The 15,750-nt window shown below is 58.5% G+C and carries 13 protein-coding genes and 3 pseudogenes; 10 read left to right on the forward strand and 6 right to left on the reverse strand.

What is annotated here, in order from left to right; genetic code table 11:
* Positions 1-171: 171 nt before the first annotated feature.
* Positions 172-1,911 carry a hypothetical protein gene (locus ACYQML_RS04150; RefSeq protein ID WP_461235660.1) on the forward strand — a complete coding sequence of 580 codons (1,740 nt, stop codon included), beginning with the start codon at positions 172-174 and terminating at the stop codon, positions 1,909-1,911.
* A gap of 71 nt (positions 1,912-1,982) precedes the next feature.
* On the opposite strand, the gene ACYQML_RS04155 is transcribed toward ACYQML_RS04150, so the two are convergent.
* Positions 1,983-2,468 carry a hypothetical protein gene (locus tag ACYQML_RS04155; RefSeq protein ID WP_461234813.1) on the reverse strand — a complete coding sequence of 162 codons (486 nt, stop codon included), beginning with the start codon at positions 2,466-2,468 and terminating at the stop codon, positions 1,983-1,985.
* A gap of 563 nt (positions 2,469-3,031) precedes the next feature.
* On the opposite strand from ACYQML_RS04155, the pseudogene ACYQML_RS04160 reads away from it, so the two are divergent.
* Positions 3,032-3,451, forward strand: a pseudogene (locus ACYQML_RS04160) (IS701 family transposase); the annotation flags it as partial.
* A gap of 104 nt (positions 3,452-3,555) precedes the next feature.
* Here the strand turns inward: ACYQML_RS04160 and ACYQML_RS04165 are convergent.
* The gene (locus ACYQML_RS04165; RefSeq protein WP_461234814.1) at positions 3,556-5,604 is read right to left on the reverse strand and encodes an AIM24 family protein; all 2,049 of its coding nucleotides are present in this window, start codon (positions 5,602-5,604) and stop codon (positions 3,556-3,558) included.
* 361 nt (positions 5,605-5,965) lie between these two features.
* Positions 5,966-6,433, reverse strand: a pseudogene (locus ACYQML_RS04170) (IS5 family transposase); the annotation flags it as partial.
* Positions 6,434-6,512: 79 nt separating this feature from the next.
* Here ACYQML_RS04170 and ACYQML_RS04175 point away from each other — a divergent pair.
* Complete coding sequence (locus ACYQML_RS04175) at positions 6,513-7,541, forward strand: IS110 family RNA-guided transposase (protein WP_461234815.1); 1,029 nt, start codon at positions 6,513-6,515, stop codon at positions 7,539-7,541.
* A gap of 254 nt (positions 7,542-7,795) precedes the next feature.
* Here the strand turns inward: ACYQML_RS04175 and ACYQML_RS04180 are convergent.
* Positions 7,796-8,128, reverse strand: a pseudogene (locus ACYQML_RS04180) (transposase); the annotation flags it as partial.
* Positions 8,129-8,282: 154 nt separating this feature from the next.
* Here ACYQML_RS04180 and ACYQML_RS04185 point away from each other — a divergent pair.
* From ACYQML_RS04185 to ACYQML_RS04205, 5 genes are all read left to right on the forward strand, one after another.
* Positions 8,283-9,035, forward strand: coding sequence for an IS6 family transposase (locus ACYQML_RS04185; protein ID WP_461235661.1), 753 nt, complete (start codon positions 8,283-8,285; stop codon positions 9,033-9,035).
* A 182-nt stretch (positions 9,036-9,217) separates the two neighbouring features.
* Complete coding sequence (locus tag ACYQML_RS04190) at positions 9,218-9,883, forward strand: hypothetical protein (RefSeq protein WP_461234816.1); 666 nt, start codon at positions 9,218-9,220, stop codon at positions 9,881-9,883.
* Between the two features lie 327 nt (positions 9,884-10,210).
* Positions 10,211-10,501: a type II toxin-antitoxin system ParD family antitoxin gene (locus tag ACYQML_RS04195; protein WP_156652631.1), complete on the forward strand. Its 291-nt coding sequence runs from the start codon at positions 10,211-10,213 to the stop codon at positions 10,499-10,501.
* Positions 10,502-10,509: 8 nt separating this feature from the next.
* The gene (locus ACYQML_RS04200; RefSeq protein WP_461235662.1) at positions 10,510-10,803 is read left to right on the forward strand and encodes a type II toxin-antitoxin system RelE/ParE family toxin; all 294 of its coding nucleotides are present in this window, start codon (positions 10,510-10,512) and stop codon (positions 10,801-10,803) included.
* 127 nt (positions 10,804-10,930) lie between these two features.
* Positions 10,931-11,830 (forward strand): 3'-5' exonuclease, encoded by a 900-nt coding sequence (locus ACYQML_RS04205; protein WP_461234817.1) that lies wholly within the window; start codon positions 10,931-10,933, stop codon positions 11,828-11,830.
* A 28-nt stretch (positions 11,831-11,858) separates the two neighbouring features.
* Here the strand turns inward: ACYQML_RS04205 and ACYQML_RS04210 are convergent, their stop codons facing one another.
* Positions 11,859-12,362 (reverse strand): hypothetical protein, encoded by a 504-nt coding sequence (locus tag ACYQML_RS04210; RefSeq protein WP_461234818.1) that lies wholly within the window; start codon positions 12,360-12,362, stop codon positions 11,859-11,861.
* Positions 12,363-13,102: 740 nt separating this feature from the next.
* Here ACYQML_RS04210 and ACYQML_RS04215 point away from each other — a divergent pair.
* Together ACYQML_RS04215 and ACYQML_RS04220 are read left to right on the forward strand one after the other, a co-directional pair.
* A complete protein-coding gene (locus tag ACYQML_RS04215) occupies positions 13,103-13,591 on the forward strand; it encodes a LexA family protein (RefSeq protein WP_461234819.1) in 489 nt (162 codons plus the stop codon).
* A 3-nt stretch (positions 13,592-13,594) separates the two neighbouring features.
* Entirely contained in the window at positions 13,595-14,854 is a 1,260-nt protein-coding gene (locus tag ACYQML_RS04220; RefSeq protein WP_461234820.1) for a Y-family DNA polymerase, read from the forward strand.
* A gap of 1 nt (position 14,855) precedes the next feature.
* On the opposite strand, the gene ACYQML_RS04225 is transcribed toward ACYQML_RS04220, so the two are convergent.
* Positions 14,856-15,698: a helix-turn-helix domain-containing protein gene (locus ACYQML_RS04225; RefSeq protein WP_461234821.1), complete on the reverse strand. Its 843-nt coding sequence runs from the start codon at positions 15,696-15,698 to the stop codon at positions 14,856-14,858.
* Positions 15,699-15,750: the final 52 nt, after the last annotated feature.

The raw sequence follows: 15,750 nt of genomic DNA on the forward strand, positions 1-15,750 counted from the left end.
TGCAACCAAAGCCGCGCTTCGCAGACGTCACCGCACGAGGATCGAATCGTCCCAACGGTTGACGTGGGCATGCATGCGAGCTCGGCATCTTATCCTGCTAATGCAAACACGCAGGCAGCACGCTGCGCTCGCCTTCTTGCCGCGGTCCGAATGCGACGGGCCCATCGCACAATGCTCAGCGGCCACGCTCTCGTTCATAATATTGGATTCGGTGATGCGCTTACGGCAGGTGCTGCCGTCGTCGAGATCCGGGGTGGTGTAGAGAGTGCCACACGCAGGGCCATCGAGGTCGCTGGCCCCATCGTTAAACGCGTCAAATCCTGGAGCGAGTTGCATACGGAACTCGCCCGTCAGCACATCTTCTATCAGGCAAAAGGTTCAGGCGCTGTGCTGGTACTGGACGGTGTCGTGGTCAAAGCCTCGACATTCCGCGAGGCAGGCCGCAGCAAACTCGAAAAACGCTTCGGACCATTTGAGCGGGCCTTCAGCACCCCTGCGAACAATGGGAATGCAAATGTCGGAAACGAAGATTCTGTGCGTCCTGCACCAGGGATCGACGCGAATTCGTTCGCGGTTTCTCGCGAGAGAAAACAGGCAGCCGTTATCGCACACCACGCGTATCAGACGATCTATGCGCCGTTTGCCTTTGCGCCAATGTTGATGGCCGCGGTAGCGGGTGGAGCGCCTCAATCCGCACCGAGCGCACGTGACATCGCCAAAGAACTGGGACGACCTAAACCGAAACGCACTCCTGTCGCTCGCGCGTCTGCTCCCGGCCTTCACCCCAAAAGCTTGCTCACGCACTATGACACTGCTTTGCAGGCCGACTGCTACCGGATCGTCGCTGAACGATCTGGCGCCCCGTCCTCCCATCGCGATATCGTAGGGGCGGCTATCGGCCCGGATCGTCTCTTCCAGATCACACCGAGACCGATGACCGGCGTCGCGGCGGCGTGGCCCGCACTTGAGACAGCTACCGGTGCGCCATGCTCCGTCTTCCTGCAGCCGGTCTCGACCACGAGACACCACGTTGTCCTATCAGGTCTGGCCCATGACGATCTTACTCATATTCGCACAGGCCACGCACCGGCGCTCGTGCTCAAAAATGCCGACAATCGCTATGAGGTCGTCCTGACCACTGAAAAGCTCGGATTGCCCTATGAGGCAGCAGCCGTAGCAGCCGCCGCAAAACAGCTTCGTGAGTTTTATGGCGCAGAGCGCGGACGCTACGGTTTGCGAATCCGGAAAGATGGGGTGCGACGGGAAGGACGCGAACGGGAGGCTGAGCCGTCTCCTGCCTACGCTCAGATCGTGGACGGTGCCGGCACCCTCTGCAGCCGCCTGAAATCCATGATCAAAAAATGGATCATAACGTTCATCAACCGCCTTGGACTAGGCGCTGGCTCGCGCCTAGGGCGCGGATGGCCCTCCGATGGAGTGCCTGAACCGGAGAATGCACCGGTGTATTGGGCGCATCGCGCTGACATCCTTGCGCATTGGGAGGGACGCTGGCCCGATGCCTCCCGCGTCGACAGCCTGATTGCCCGGCGCATGCAGACCAACGGGCATACCGAAGCGGCTGTCGCCAATGTGATCACGGCATGTGCTCCGGCTGTCGATCGGCTACGGCGATACGACTGGAGCGCCTACGGCCTACGGGCGGCAGCCCACGCTTTTCACGATACCGAGGACACATGCTGGGCCTTCGACCGGTGTCCCACAATGCGGTGGCGCGAATTGGAGGAGGACGTGAAAGCGCGAGCAGTAGCCAGGAAAATCGCTTCACCGCCGCCAATTGACGTCGTCATCCCGCCGTGGCCTGGAGGCGAGAAAGAGACGGGCAAAGCGAGGCGTGCCGCACCAGCAGGCCAAGGCGCCGCAGAGGGGCGCGGTGGTGGCTATGAGAGGTGATTCGGCTTTGCGTGCCGCGAGGTCTGGTGGTGCAGCCTGTGAATCTCTGGATTTGTAGCCCACGCTAATTATTAGATGTCGATCTCCAACGGTTCAATTGCCAAGCTCACTGTCGAAAGAAGCATATCGGTCGTGGCATCGTCGCGAGCCCGCGTTGCCATGCCGACAATGATGGTTCCGTAAAACTCAGCAAACATGCTCAAGAGATGGGACGACGCGATCTGCTCCTCTGAAACTGTGCGTGCGAGCCTCCTGTGGATCGCACTCTGAATGCGATCACGATACTGCGCCGTCCAGGTGACCACAGCAGCGTTCTGTGGCGTGCAGTTCGTAGCCCCTGTGATGATCAGGCAACCGCGCATCGGGGCATGGTCCGTGTAAAGATGGATTAGGCTTTTGAGCAAAAACTCGAACGCTTCCTCGACGTTCAGCGTGGTTTCCAAATCAGCGAGCAGGGGAACGTAATACTTTTCCCAGTAGAAATCGGTGGCAGCCTTGAACAATCGCTCTTTGTCCCCGAACGCTTTGAACAGGCTTGGCATATGGGCGATACCCATGGACGTCCGAAGTCGCTCAAGAGATGCCCCTTCATAGCCAAGCTCCCAAAAAACTAGCATCGCAGCTGAAAGCGCGTGACTGGTATCGAAGTTTCTTGGTCGTCCCCCCGGCATACGAATTCCAATAAGTTAAGCTGGGATACAGAATTCATCCTTATCTCGCATGGGAATAGAGGGTCGATAAATTATTCTTCCCTAAAAAATTAGTTTCCACCAATCGCCGATGCGGGTTGTACTACCGGCACAACCCGGTGGAGAACCGGCGAATGAACCGAGGCTCAGCAGGTTCAAAAGAATGAGACTGGGTTGCGAACTGCCCCACGCCTAGATCTGAGGTTCTTAAAAATAACGCATAAGGCGTCCCCATGAGACAACTGGGTGGAAGTTGGCTGTCCGGAGGTTCGGTGACGAGCGTCAGCATTGCACCATAAGCGGAAGTTCGCCGCCTGCCCAAGAGCAGACGTTCCGCATGCGACCCAACCCAGTCGCCCGGATCGCCGTGGGCGCGTCCCATAAGCGGTCATTGGTAGGCTGTCCGGCAACTTCGGCTCGGGGGCAACAACCGGCACCTGCCGGGCGAAGAGGCCTGGCTCGTGGGCGAGTGGCGCTCCTCGGGCGAGCGCAAGTACTACCTGTCCAACCTCCCGCCCGGCACGTCACGACGCGCGCTGGCCGGCACGATCAAGGCGCGCTGGGTCTGCGAGCAGGCTCACCAGCAGCTCAAGGAAGAACTCGGCCTGGATCACTTCGAGGGACGGTCCTGGACCGGGCTGCATCGCCACGCGCTGATGACGTGCATCGCCTGCGCTTACCTGCAGCACCTCCGCCTCGCCGAACATCATCGGACGGGGCGGGGGAAAAATGACGACCCGCCTGCCGAGCCCGCCGCCGTCGCCCAGCCTGCCCGCCGTGCGGCAGGCCATCCTCGGACGGCTGTTCGCCAAGCTCGTTCCACCCGTCCTGTGCCCCCACTGCCGAAGGCGCTTCACGCTGCCCTCCGATACCAAAGTGCCCAGGTAGTGCTAGGGCGGTGGGCTGTCCCTCGCCCACCAGCCTTGATCCTTCCAAAAATTCCAAATGGGATGAGTTAGAAGGGCATAAACAGATAGCGGGTCAATCGACCAATTCGATGCAATAGGCCCGTTCCACTAGTATGCCCTTCATCAGCTATCGCCGAACCGGCCGTCGAAGTAGTAACAATTGATGGGTCATTAAACCATATACCACTAAAACTTACTTGCTGAGCTAAGCTAAATTCAGCACGTCGATCCCACGCAATGAGTGTGGGAGGGGTGACCGACAGATTAGGTTCTACGTTACTTACTTGTGAGCCGTCAGACCGTAGGATAAGAACTCCACGGCCTGACGCAATCGCATAAAAAGAACCCAGACCAAAGAAATGGGCTGCAACATGCGTTGTGTAGACCGAGCTGAGATTTACCCCATTTGAAAAAGCAGCCATCTCCTTAACTTGAAAAACTACATCTTGGGTGCCATCCAGATAAATACAAACAAGTTTTAGATCACCTGGGAGTGAAATCCGCGGCCCATGATTAGAAGCTGTTGCATCACTATCAGAATATTTTAGTTCAATCTTTGTCATAAAAAATAAATTATTTATCATCCTTTGTACTGTAAGTTCGAGTATTTGAGGGACAATTAGTCGCATGTGGGTTCCATCACCAATGCGCGTAACCCCAAAGCTCACGTACCAAGTGTTCATGTTGCCAGTGACGGATGCGACTGCTTTTAAGTTCACTTGATCGTATGTCGCATAAGATAGTGCTGTCGCTGCTTTTGCATTTCGATCAAGGCGGAATGTTACTGGATTTATAACAGGAGTACCGTCTTTCTCACGTTTAAAATTAAATAACAGTCGGCCGACCACAAGTAAGTATCCGCCGATGAGTGCACTTGCAAGAAGGGCGTATGAGACATAAGAAATTACAAGAAGAATTAAAAATGTTGCTGCCGTTCCTGTGCGTATATCATCAAAAAATCGTTTTATACCTTCAGATCCACCTTCCAAGAGCGCCGTCTCAGTAGACTTCTTAGCCGCAATTGCTTGATCGACTTGACGATTAGTAAATCCTATAGCCGATGACCTCACGCGCTCGTAGATATTGACTATGGATGCTTCAATTCCGCGGACGATGCCGCCACAGAACCCATGCGCCGAACCGATCCTAAAACCTCTTACTTTCAAGACCGCTCCTGAACAAGCTGCGTCAACATTCACTGGAGACGGCTTGAATAAATCAAGGGTCTCTTTTACTACCTGAGGAACTTGCTCTAGCGTTACACCCCCTCTATTTATACGCTCTTTAATAGACTTTTCGTACCGAGATCTTGCTTCGATTTCACGTTTATTAATTGTGTAGTATACATCCTGCTCAAATTCAGTGCGAGAACTTTCTGATTTGATAGATTCTGGTATTTTCTCAACCATACCGGAGTCGTAGGAAGCACGGATGATTATTGTCTGAATTTCACTGTTGATCCAAACGCCACCTGCTACGAGCAATGCTGAAGGAAGCCAGTAAACTACTGAGCGGAGCAAGATACCGCCCAGGCCAATGCTCCTCCAAATTTTTTGCAAACGCTCCCGCTCATTACGGTGGTCGAGCACCATTTGGATCGGATAGTTGGCACAGAAGAGAAGTGCGCCAAAGCTCAAAGCACCGACTAAGCCTACAAGTGGGTCGCCTGTACGCCAAGCAATCAATATGCCGCTAGCAATTGCTAACGATCCATAGAAGGGGACACCAACCCGGAGATAAGTCACCATCATGAGAAGCGCTGCTCCCATAACACCTATATGTAGGTCGAAGGGGACTGCTGAAAGATCTGGGAGCAACGAAGATATGAACAGTGCTGCGGCAGGAACGAGACTTGCCCAAGGTGCTTTTCGAACCTGGCCCGATACTGCAAGTATAAAAAATGCTACCGCTAGGGGAGCAATAAAATGATAGATTTCCTTGCTACTAACCTTAGGCGGATGGATGGTTAGGAAGTCAGAAATGTTAAAGGTCAACGCAAGAGCACACAGTACGAAGGCGATTCTCCGGTACTTTATCGGACCAAGGTATGAATCGTCAGCTGTCTGAGGATGTACTGCCGTAAGGGACGTATTCATTTAGGACGCTCCGAGCGGTATTTCTGATTGAGCTTAACCACGCTTGGAGGCAGTCCGCGAGACTAAAAATGAAGCATGGAAGGTGCAATCAGCTGACGGTTATCGCTAGCTCAATGCATTGGCTTTGGACTCGGCCGGAAGAAGCTAGAGCTTTGCGTCCGGGGTTGTCATAGCACGTAGGCACAGAGGGTCGGAAACGTCTGAGGCCCTCATTAAGGGATCGAATGCCGTGAGCAACGAGGGTTAGCGTTGACTTAACCGACCCATCCGGACGACATGGCACCGTACCCGCCTGTCGGACCAAGCAAGTCGTGAGCCGACCACCGTTGAGGATGACAGCCGCGAGAAAGATTTAGAGCGCCTAACAGAACCGCCTGATTTGGTTGAGGGTGATGAGGCTGGCCGCGAATCTGGTGAAGGCCTCGTAGATATCGGGGCGGCGCTCGTAACGGACGGGCAGGCGTCGGAAGCGGTTGAACCAGGCATGGGTGCGCTCGACGACCCAGCGGTGCCGCCCGAGTTTCTCGCTGCTCTCGATCCCCCGTCGGGCGATACGCGGCACGATTCCACGGGCGCGGCACTCCTGGCGACGGGCACGGGCGTCGTAGGCCTTGTCGGCATGAAGCTTATGGGGACGACGGCGTGGGCGACCGCGCCGGCCGTTTCGCACGGGCGGGATCGCATCGAGGGTCGGGGTCATCATCACGCTGTCGTGGCGTTTGGCTCCTGTGAAGGTCACGCCGAGGGGCGTGCCGCGGGCATCGACGACGAGGTGACGCTTGGTCCCCGGTTTGCCGCGATCCGTCGGGTTCGGGCCGGTGGCAGAGCCCCTTTATGGATGGCCCGCCCCTCACCGGGCTTCACTGCTAGGTTTGCAGTGTGGCTCACACCAGTGATGGAGCGGACCGATGGCCATTGCGATACTCGGGATCGATCTGGGCAAGAACAGCTGCAGCCTTGTCGGGCAGGATGCGACCGGTCGGGTCGTCCTGCGACGGCGGATGCGGCGCGAGACGGTGATGACCTTCGGTGCGACGCTTCCAGCCTGCATCATCGCGATGGAGGCGTGCTGTGGCGCGCATCACATGGGCCGGGCGCTCGCCGCTCAAGGCCACACCATCCGGTTGATGTCGCCGGAATATGTGCGGCCCTACGTCAAGGCACAGAAGAACGACGACCGCGACGCCGAAGCGATCGCGGAGGCTGCGACTCGTCCGACCATGCGGTTCGTCACACTGAAGTCGGAAGCGCAGCTCGACATGCAGACCCTGCACCGGGTGCGGGACCAGCTCGTCGGCGAACGCACCGCCCTGATGAACCAGATCCGAGCCGTCCTTCTGGAGCGCGGTCACATCGTCCCACAGGGACGCGCCAAGCTCGCCGCCAGCTTGGAAAGTCTGCTCGATACCGAGGCGGTCTCAGACCTCACACCACGGATGCGTAGCCTGGTGGCGGATGTCCGGGAACGCTGGCAGTCCCTCGATAGGCGCATCGCAGCACTCGATGCAGAGTTCGCCGAACAGGCTCGGACCGACGAGAGCGCTCGCCGGCTCACCACCATCCCGGGCATCGGCGCACTCAATGCCACAGCGCTGGTCGCGGCGATCGGCGATGTCGGCACTTTCGCTCGCGGACGTGATCTGGCGGCCTGGCTCGGCCTCGTCCCGCGTCAGGTCACCACCGGCGGACGACCACGCCTCCTCGGGATCACCAAGCGCGGCAGCAAGTACCTGCGCAAAATGCTGATCCAGGGCGCACGGGCCGCGATGCCGACCCTCCGCAAGAGCGAGACGCTGATCGGCCAGTGGCTACGAGGCCTGCTGGCGCGGGCGCACGCCAACACTGCCGTCGTGGCGCTGGCAGCCAAGATGGCCCGGACCGTCTGGGCGCTGCTGCGGCACGAACGCGTCTACGAGCCGGCGGCGGTGGCTGCCTGAACCGAGCTTGGTCGGCGAAGCTTTCGTCGGCCTTCCGATGTCTGCGAGCGGTGAGAGGAAGATGGCCTGACAGTCGATCGGTGTTCTGGAAGCCTCCGGCGAAAAATGGCGCTCGACGCCGACCCCTTTATGAGGACCAGAACGCGCGGATCTCCATCTTGGCCAACGGCACCGCCGAAAGGCCGGATACGTTTATGCAGACTGCTCAGACCAGCGGATCATCAGCCACTTGCGGACGGGGCGGGCCATACGTTTTTCGCCGGGACAGACGCGCTGTCCAGGCTGGCCCGGCTCCAGTCGAGCTGACCGGCGTCGTGAAGTCGCCCCAGCAGCACCTGATGCAGGCGGCTCCAGACGCCCGCCGCCTGCCAGTCGCGCAGGCGGCGCCAACAGGTCATGCCCGAGCCACAGCCCATCTCGGCCGGCAGCATCTCCCAGGGCAATCCAGAGCGCAGCACAAACAGGATGCCGGTGAGCGCCGCTCGGTTCTCGATCGGTCGTCGGCCACCCTTCGGACGCGGCCGGGGAGGCGGAAGCAGCGGCGCGATCTCACGCCAGAGATCGTCGGGAAGAAGGGCGCGGGCCATGCCATACCAACGCACGGCCACGCTCACGGTGCCGTTCTGTTAGGCGCTCTTAAGCCCCCAACGCGAAACGGCCCCACTCCGGCAAGGGTGAGACCGTTAAAAAGGGCCTGTCGCAAAACGGCCTGCATGGCGCTTCCGTTCTCGGAGGCCACCCATAATCTTGTCCGCCATCGCCGCCAAGCTTACGCAGCGTGTCAAGAGCGACTTCATGGGTCGGCATTACGAGGCGGCGCTCATTGTGCAGGCGGTCTCCTGGTACCTGCGCTATCCGCTGAGCTACCGTGATATCGAGGAGCTGTTCCTGGAACGCGGCATCGAGGTCGATTACAGCACCCTGAACCGCTGGGTTCTGGCCTATGCTCCCCTGATCGAGAACCGGCTGAGCCAGTTCCGCAAGCCGCACTGCGGTTCGGTCCGGATCGACGAAACCTACATCAGGGTGCGCGGCGAGTGGCGCTACCTGTACCGAGCCGTCGACAAGCACGGCAATCCGGTCGACTCCCTTATCATCGCCAACCGGGATCTCGACGCTGCCAAACGCTTCTTCCGCAAGATGCTCTCAGCCGAGCCCCTCTTTGCTCCGGACCGCGTTGGTACCGATGGCGCCGGCACCTACCCGCCGGCCATCACGGAGAGCCACAAGGAGGGCCTGCTGCCTCGCGTGCCGGCTCACTACGTCACCAAGCACTTGCAACAGGGCATTGAGAGCGGTTATTTCCGGGTCGAGAAGAACATGCCCCGGATCGGCGGCTTCCAGTCCTTCCATACGGCTCGGCGCATCATCCAGGGCTTCGAAGCCGTGCTGTGGCTGCGCAAGGGCATCGGCTTTGCCGGCACGTGGACCGTGTGTGAGCAGAATGGGCTGCTCGCGCTCTGCTTCGGACTTCCAAAGGCGAACAAAGCGTGAAAGCGCGACGGTAGAGGCTCGTCTGCGCCTCACGTCCGAGATTGCGACACGCCCCGCGCCCTAGGGGGTCAGCCAAACGTGACGGAGCTTTTCAACAGGAATTACAGCCGCACGTCGCTTCGGGGATTCTCTATCCCTAGATCCTCCTTACTCTGGGTTGCCTTGCTTATTTGGAGGCAACTTTGCCACTCCAGGACATCTCTCTCCGCAAGCTTCTCAAGATCGGGTTTTCCGATGCGAGCGCTCGCCGAACCGCCCTGCGCACGGACATCCGTGAGGAAATTGCCCGGGAAGCCGGTGATGACGAAGGCGGTGGCGATTTCTACGCGCCGTTTTGGGCGGATGCGAAGGCGCACGTATTCGGCACGCTGGATCTCCGTCAGGCCGTTGATGAACGGATCACCGCAAATTGGAGACGTACCAATCTCTATCACCAGCTTAGAGACGGGTTTTTGCGATGGTGGGGTGATCGTCGGCGCCTGACCAATCTACCAATTCAGGCCGGGCCGGTTTTGAGAGCCCGTTTCAACGTCGCTGGGTTGGCGGCAACGGTGAAGGTCGACAGCATTCTATCTGCCACGGACGGCGCGGGTACCAACCGCTACATCTATCCGTACTTTGCTCCTGAGCCCGAGCTCAATGAGGACGCGGCACGGATGGGCCTTTGGCTACTCGGACAAGCTTTGCCGGATGCGCCGCTGCACGAGATCCGCATTCTGGATGTCATCAGGGGACGGACCTTCTCAGTCCAGCGAACCCCGCTTCGGAGTGATGAGGAGCAACGGTTCCGGCAGATGTATGAGGCTTTGATCCACGAGCGCGCGGCGCTACGCAGGGAGTATGATTAAGCTGTCGGCCACCATTGCCGGATTGGCCGAGCACTGGCCTTCGGGAAGCAAATCCTTGCTCTCACTGTGACGGCGACGCCCCTCGATAAGCGGGGGTCAGCAGTTGTGCCCTAAACGGAAAAACCTTGCCCAGCCCCAGGCTTAACCAGGGTTTCCCAATGCCGAGAGGCGGGGGTCGCCCACTCGTCGTCTAGGTGCCGAAACATGGGTAACGAAGCGTAACCATTGTGATTTCGGGCCTGTGCCACAACAGGAGGACCAGCGCCTTACACTGTTAGACAGTGATTATCACTGTGTGTTATAAAGTTGCAAGCAGGAGGCCCGATCATGGCAACGCCCAATGGTCAGATGACCGTCACCCTCACCCGCGAACTGGAGCAGTACGTGCGCGATAAGGTGCGCGCCGGCGCCTTCGCCACCCCCAGCGAGTACATCCGCGACCTGGTGCGCGAGCGTTACCTCGCCGAGCAGGACCATGAGGCCAAGCTGCGGGCCCTGGACAGCGCCTTGGCCGCTGGCATCGCCGACGCCGAGGCTGGTCGGGTTGTGCCGGTGCAGGACGCGTTCGCGCGGATCCGCGCCGCCCTCGGGATGGTCGATGAGAGCAAGCGCCCGTAAGGGTCGTCCTGACCGAAAAGGCGATCGCGGATCTGATCCGCATCGGCCGGTTCATCCAGGAGGATAACCCCGCACGCGCCGTGACGTTTGTGGAGGAGCTGGAGCAGCGCTGTCAGGGGCTTGCTGGTATGGCGCGGGCCTTTCCGCTGCTGCCCGGCCGGGAGCAGGCCGGCATTCGTCGCCGATCCCACGGCAACTACCTGATCTTCTACCGGCTCAGTGACGCCGAGGCGTTGGTCGAGGTGCTGCACGTGCTCAACGGGGCGCAGGACTACGACGCCATTCTCTTTCCAGCAGGGTGACCGGCCACCCGTTGTGGATTCCCATGATCACGCTGGCCAGATCGCGTGGCCTGAGCCTAAGCTTGGCCCGATGACGGCCGGCTTCAGTGACGTCTGCCCCGGAGAACCAAGCAGGACGCACCAGACCGTGAGCCAGCCCCTCGACAGCATCGCCGCCGTGCTCGAAAGCACGGGTGATTATCGCGTGCTGCGCCGGCTGGAACCCCTGACGGACTTTCCGGATGCGCCCAATGAGCCGACCTTCATCGGCCTGATCCTCGATACCGAAACGACCGGCACCGACTACGCCACCGACGAGGTGATCGAGCTTGGCATTCTCAAGTTCGAGTATGGCGCCAGCGGGCGCATTTACCGGGTGCTGGAGACGTTCAACCAGCTGCATCAGCCGCGCAAACCGATCCCGGCCGAGATCACCCGGATCACGGGCATCACTGACGCCGACGTGGCCGGGAAGCGCATTGATGACGCCGCGGTGCAGGCGCTCGCCGCCGACGTGGGCGTGGTGATCGCCCACAACGCCAGTTTCGACCGGCAGATGTGCGAGGGCCGCTGGCCGGTGTTCGCCGAGAAGAACTGGGCCTGCTCCTGCCATCAGATTCCCTGGCGCACCGAAGGCCACGAGGGCATGAAGCTTGGCTACCTGCTGATCGACTACGGGTTCTTCCACAAGGGCCACCGGGCGATCGATGACTGCCATGCCCTTATGGCCCTCCTGTCGCGTCCGCTGCGGGCTTCAGGGCGCTTAGCCCTGTCATCCCTGCTGGAGACCGCCCGCAAGCCGACTGTGCGCCTGTGGGCGCAGGGGGCTGCCTTTGAAACCAAGGATGCCCTGAAAGCACGCGGCTTCCGCTGGAGCGGTTCGCGGCGCTGCTGGTACATGGACTGCGAGGAGGAGCAGTTGGAGGGCGAGCGCACCTTCCTGCAGCAGGAGGTGTTTCAGCCTCCGGTCGCCCATCTGCCGGTCGATCGGATCACCGCGCGGGACCGATTTTCAGCCCGGACAAACCCCGAAGCTGCAGCTGAGTAACCAGCTTCCTCGAGGCATATGCCGCGGCTCACCCGGGATTTTCCGTGACCTCTTCAGCCTTCATCATCTCTTGTCCTGCTTTGACGTTATTGATGTTTTGACGCTCTGATTTGCAAAATTTGCGAAGGTGCTCAAATGTCGTCGTGCTAGATATGCCTGCTTCAAGTTTCTTCTTCCAGGGCTCAATTAGTTCAATGGTGGCTATTGAGTCGCGAATTTTTTCGCGTGCTATCTTGTGCGTTACTTTTGAAAAAAGTTTGCCATGTAAGGCTGCAGCCTGAAGTTCTAGAAAGTTGGCGAACTCATAAAATGCCTTGTTTTGCTCATCTTCATTAGCAGTATTGAAAAGAGCATTCTCATGTTCTTTAGTTGACCGAAGAAACTCCTGTAGCGACTGTAGGTCTCCCGTTTTGCGTGCTTGCAAAATCTGGTATCCAATGAATGCCAAACCTAGAAACGCAATGATTGCCTGGGCCGCAGTGCCAACGGCAGAAACCGCAGCCCATTGCTTTTCTGACAGGAGATCGAGCATCTCGACTGTGTTCAAGATTTCTTTTCTGACGTTAGCGGCGTAGCTTTCACTACGGGGGATGCGGATGGCTTTTTCTCTTCAGCTGACGTCAGTCTTTGGGCCGCAGCTTGCAACAACTTTCGTTCCAAACCTTGCCTAAGGATTGCGGAAGTTGGACCACCCTGAATTTTTCCATGCCAGGTGTGGAGATCGCCAAGACCATCCAGATCAATGGGAAAACGAGGTCTGTTCAACGTATTGCCTCACTATTTCTTTTCTGCGGGTGGTGCTGGAGTATTGTCAGACTGTGGCGCAGTTGCTGGTGCTGCTGTCGTTGAACTGGCGGCTGGACGAAGGGCTGTTTGAAGATTTGCAGACGTCAAACCCTTCTGTAGTACCTGCGATGTTAGGCCATCATTGGCAAATGTGGGGTCGGAGGGCGAGTTAATCGATCCGTTGCGATGCTTGTTTTCCAAGGTCTGATTTCCCCTAAGTAAGCTTGACCGTAGCGATTTACCCAGAAGTGTAACACGTTGCTTTTGAGTGGATAGCCGACACTGTTCGATATTCTCTTATCCACAATGTAATGCTGCAGTAGGTCATTTTGGCGTTGACGCCGGAACAAGCTGGACGGCAGCAGCGTCTTGATACATGTTACGAATATCAAGACGGAGGGTAGCGCCATGCGGGAGAGTAGAAGGACCGGCTGGGGCGGCCCGCGTGAGGGCGCCGGCAAACCCAAGGGCGTGCCGACAAAGGTCGTGCGCCTGCCGGTGGAGATCGCCGACCTGGCGCGCCGAATCGCGGCGCGTGGCGGCACCTCCGGCGGCATCGGTGCCTTTTTGAAGGTGGATGGCACCTCGACGGCCGAAGTGCCGTATGTGACGGCCTCTGTGGCCTGCGGATTCCCCTCCCCGGCCGAGGACAGCCTGGAAAACCCACTCGACTTCAACGAGCTCGTCGGCGCCCGCCTGCCGTCCGTGTTCGCGGTGCGCGTCGCCGGAGAGAGCATGATCGGCGCCGGACTGTTTCCCGGCGACGTAGCCGTGGTGGACAAGGCGAAAACGCCCTCACACGGCTGCATCGTCGTCGCCTGCCTCAACGGCGAGTTCACGATGAAGCGCTTCCTCAAGAAGCGCGGCCGGATCGTGTTGCACCCGGAAAACCCCGCCTTCCCCGACATCGAGGTGCCCGACGAGGCCGAGTTCGAGGTATGGGGCGTCATCACCCATTCGTTCCGGCGGTTCTAGGCCATGGGCGGTCCGGTCGCCCTGGTGGACTGCAACAACTTCTATGCCTCTTGCGAGCGGCTGTTTCAGCCGGGGCTCCGCGGTAAGCCGGTTGTCGTGCTGTCCAATAATGATGGATGCGTCATAGCGCGGTCCAACGAGGCCAAGGCCCTCGGGATCGCCATGGGCGATGCCTGGCACCTGCGCCGCGCCGAGTTCGAGCGGTGGGGCGTCCAGGTCCGCAGCTCGAACTACACGCTCTATGGCGATCTCTCCGCGCGGGTGATGCGCGTGCTGTCCGACTTCACCCCCGATCTGGAGGTGTACAGCATCGATGAGGCGTTCCTGGGCCTGTCCGGGTTCGCCGATCCGGAGGCGCACGCCCGGACCCTCCGGGAAACCGTAGGTCGCAGCACCGGCATCCCAGTTTGCGTGGGCATTTCGGGCACGAAAACGCTCGCCAAGGTCGCCAACCGTACCGCCAAGAAAGACCCGGCCAGCGGCGGGGTCTGCTACCTGCGCGATGAGCCCAGCCAGACCGCCGCCCTGGCAAAGATGGACCTCGGGGACGTGTGGGGCATCGGCCGCCGCCTGGTGCCGCGCCTGGCCGAGCTGGGCATCCACACCCCCCTGCACCTCCGGGACGCCGATCCGACGCACATCCGGCAGCGGTTCAATGTGGTGCTGCAACGGACGGTCATGGAGCTACAGGGCACGCCCTGCCTCGACCTCGAACAGGACAGCCCGGACAGCAAAACGATCTGCTGCTCGCGGAGCTTTGGGCGGTCCGTGGAGACGTTCGAGGAGCTGGCCGAGGCGTTGACCGCCTACACCTCCTATGCCGCGCAGAAGATGCGCAAGCAGGGCTTGGCGACGGCCTCGGTGGTGGTGATGCTCACCACCAACCGCCACAAGCCCGAGGATGCCCAGTACTACGCCACCAGGCCGGTGCGGCTGACGATCGGGACCAGCGACACCGCCCGGCTGATCCGCGCGGCCCTGTGGGGCCTGCGGAGCATCTACCGGGGAGGATTCCTGTACAAAAAGTGCGGTGTGCTCCTGCTCGACCTGCATCCGGCCAACCAGGTGCAACGCTCGCTGTTCATCCGGCCAGATACGCCCGAGCGAGCGCGTCTCATGGACATGATCGACGGCCTCAACGCCCGCTATGGTAGGGACCGGGTGCGGTTCGCGTGCAGCGGACAGGATCGGCCGTGGAAGCTGCGGGCCGAGCACCTCTCGCAAAAATACACGACTAGTTGGGACGATTTGTTGCTGGTGTGAATTAAGAAGCTATTTTTATACTATGGAAAGTAGCGTTTTTTACCTCGTTATCTTTTGCTCCTGTCGGAGTAAGTGCAAAAACGCCGATATTACGTTCAATCTCTAAAAGAATTTCACTGGCAGTATCATAGCCATCGTCTGATGGAGTGAGAGACCCCACAGATTGAGAAAGGTCTTCTTCTGTTAAAACGTCGGCTATTTTTTGCAGAAAAATCGCTGATGTTGACGGTTGGTGAAATAGACGCTGTTCTGCTTGGGTTAAAACAATGCCACTCATTACGTCATCTGTGAGCTTTGTGAGAGTTATAAGGCGCAGGGCACCTTTATTTGATGTAAGAAGCTGAATCATTCCTGTTTTGTGCGAAATATAGACATCGCCAGATTGGCTAAAATCTATCTTCTTTTTGGAAGTTTTGGAGTGATATTTCTGTACTTCTCGAAACTTAAAGCCTTCATTGCCCTTGTCATCTGACCATGTGATCTCAAAAACAGATCTCAATATATTAGTTGGATACGTAAAGCTGCGTCTGTAAGAATAAAAATGCCCGACATGCTCCTCATAATGTTCTAAATTATATGCACCAAATCTATCGTCTGCAATATCTACGGTGTCTTCTTCTTCTTCTATGTCTAATTCAAGGGCTTTGCATATTTTATGCAGCGAGTCCAACCGAACATGTCCACCGTCGATTGCAGTTCGAACGGTTTTTTCGTCGAGCTTTGCGCGATTTGCCAGTTGGACCAGAGTGAGCGCCTTGCTCTTGCGTGCCGCACCAATGCGCTCACCAAGTCGCCTCCATCTCTCCTGCTCTCTTTCCTGTTCTGATAGGATTGGATTGTTCATTGCCCCCTCCAACCGGGAATTTCGGGAAGCAATCTCCCAGAAACGGAGGGAA

The organism is Methylobacterium sp. CM6244 (assembly GCF_054817885.1).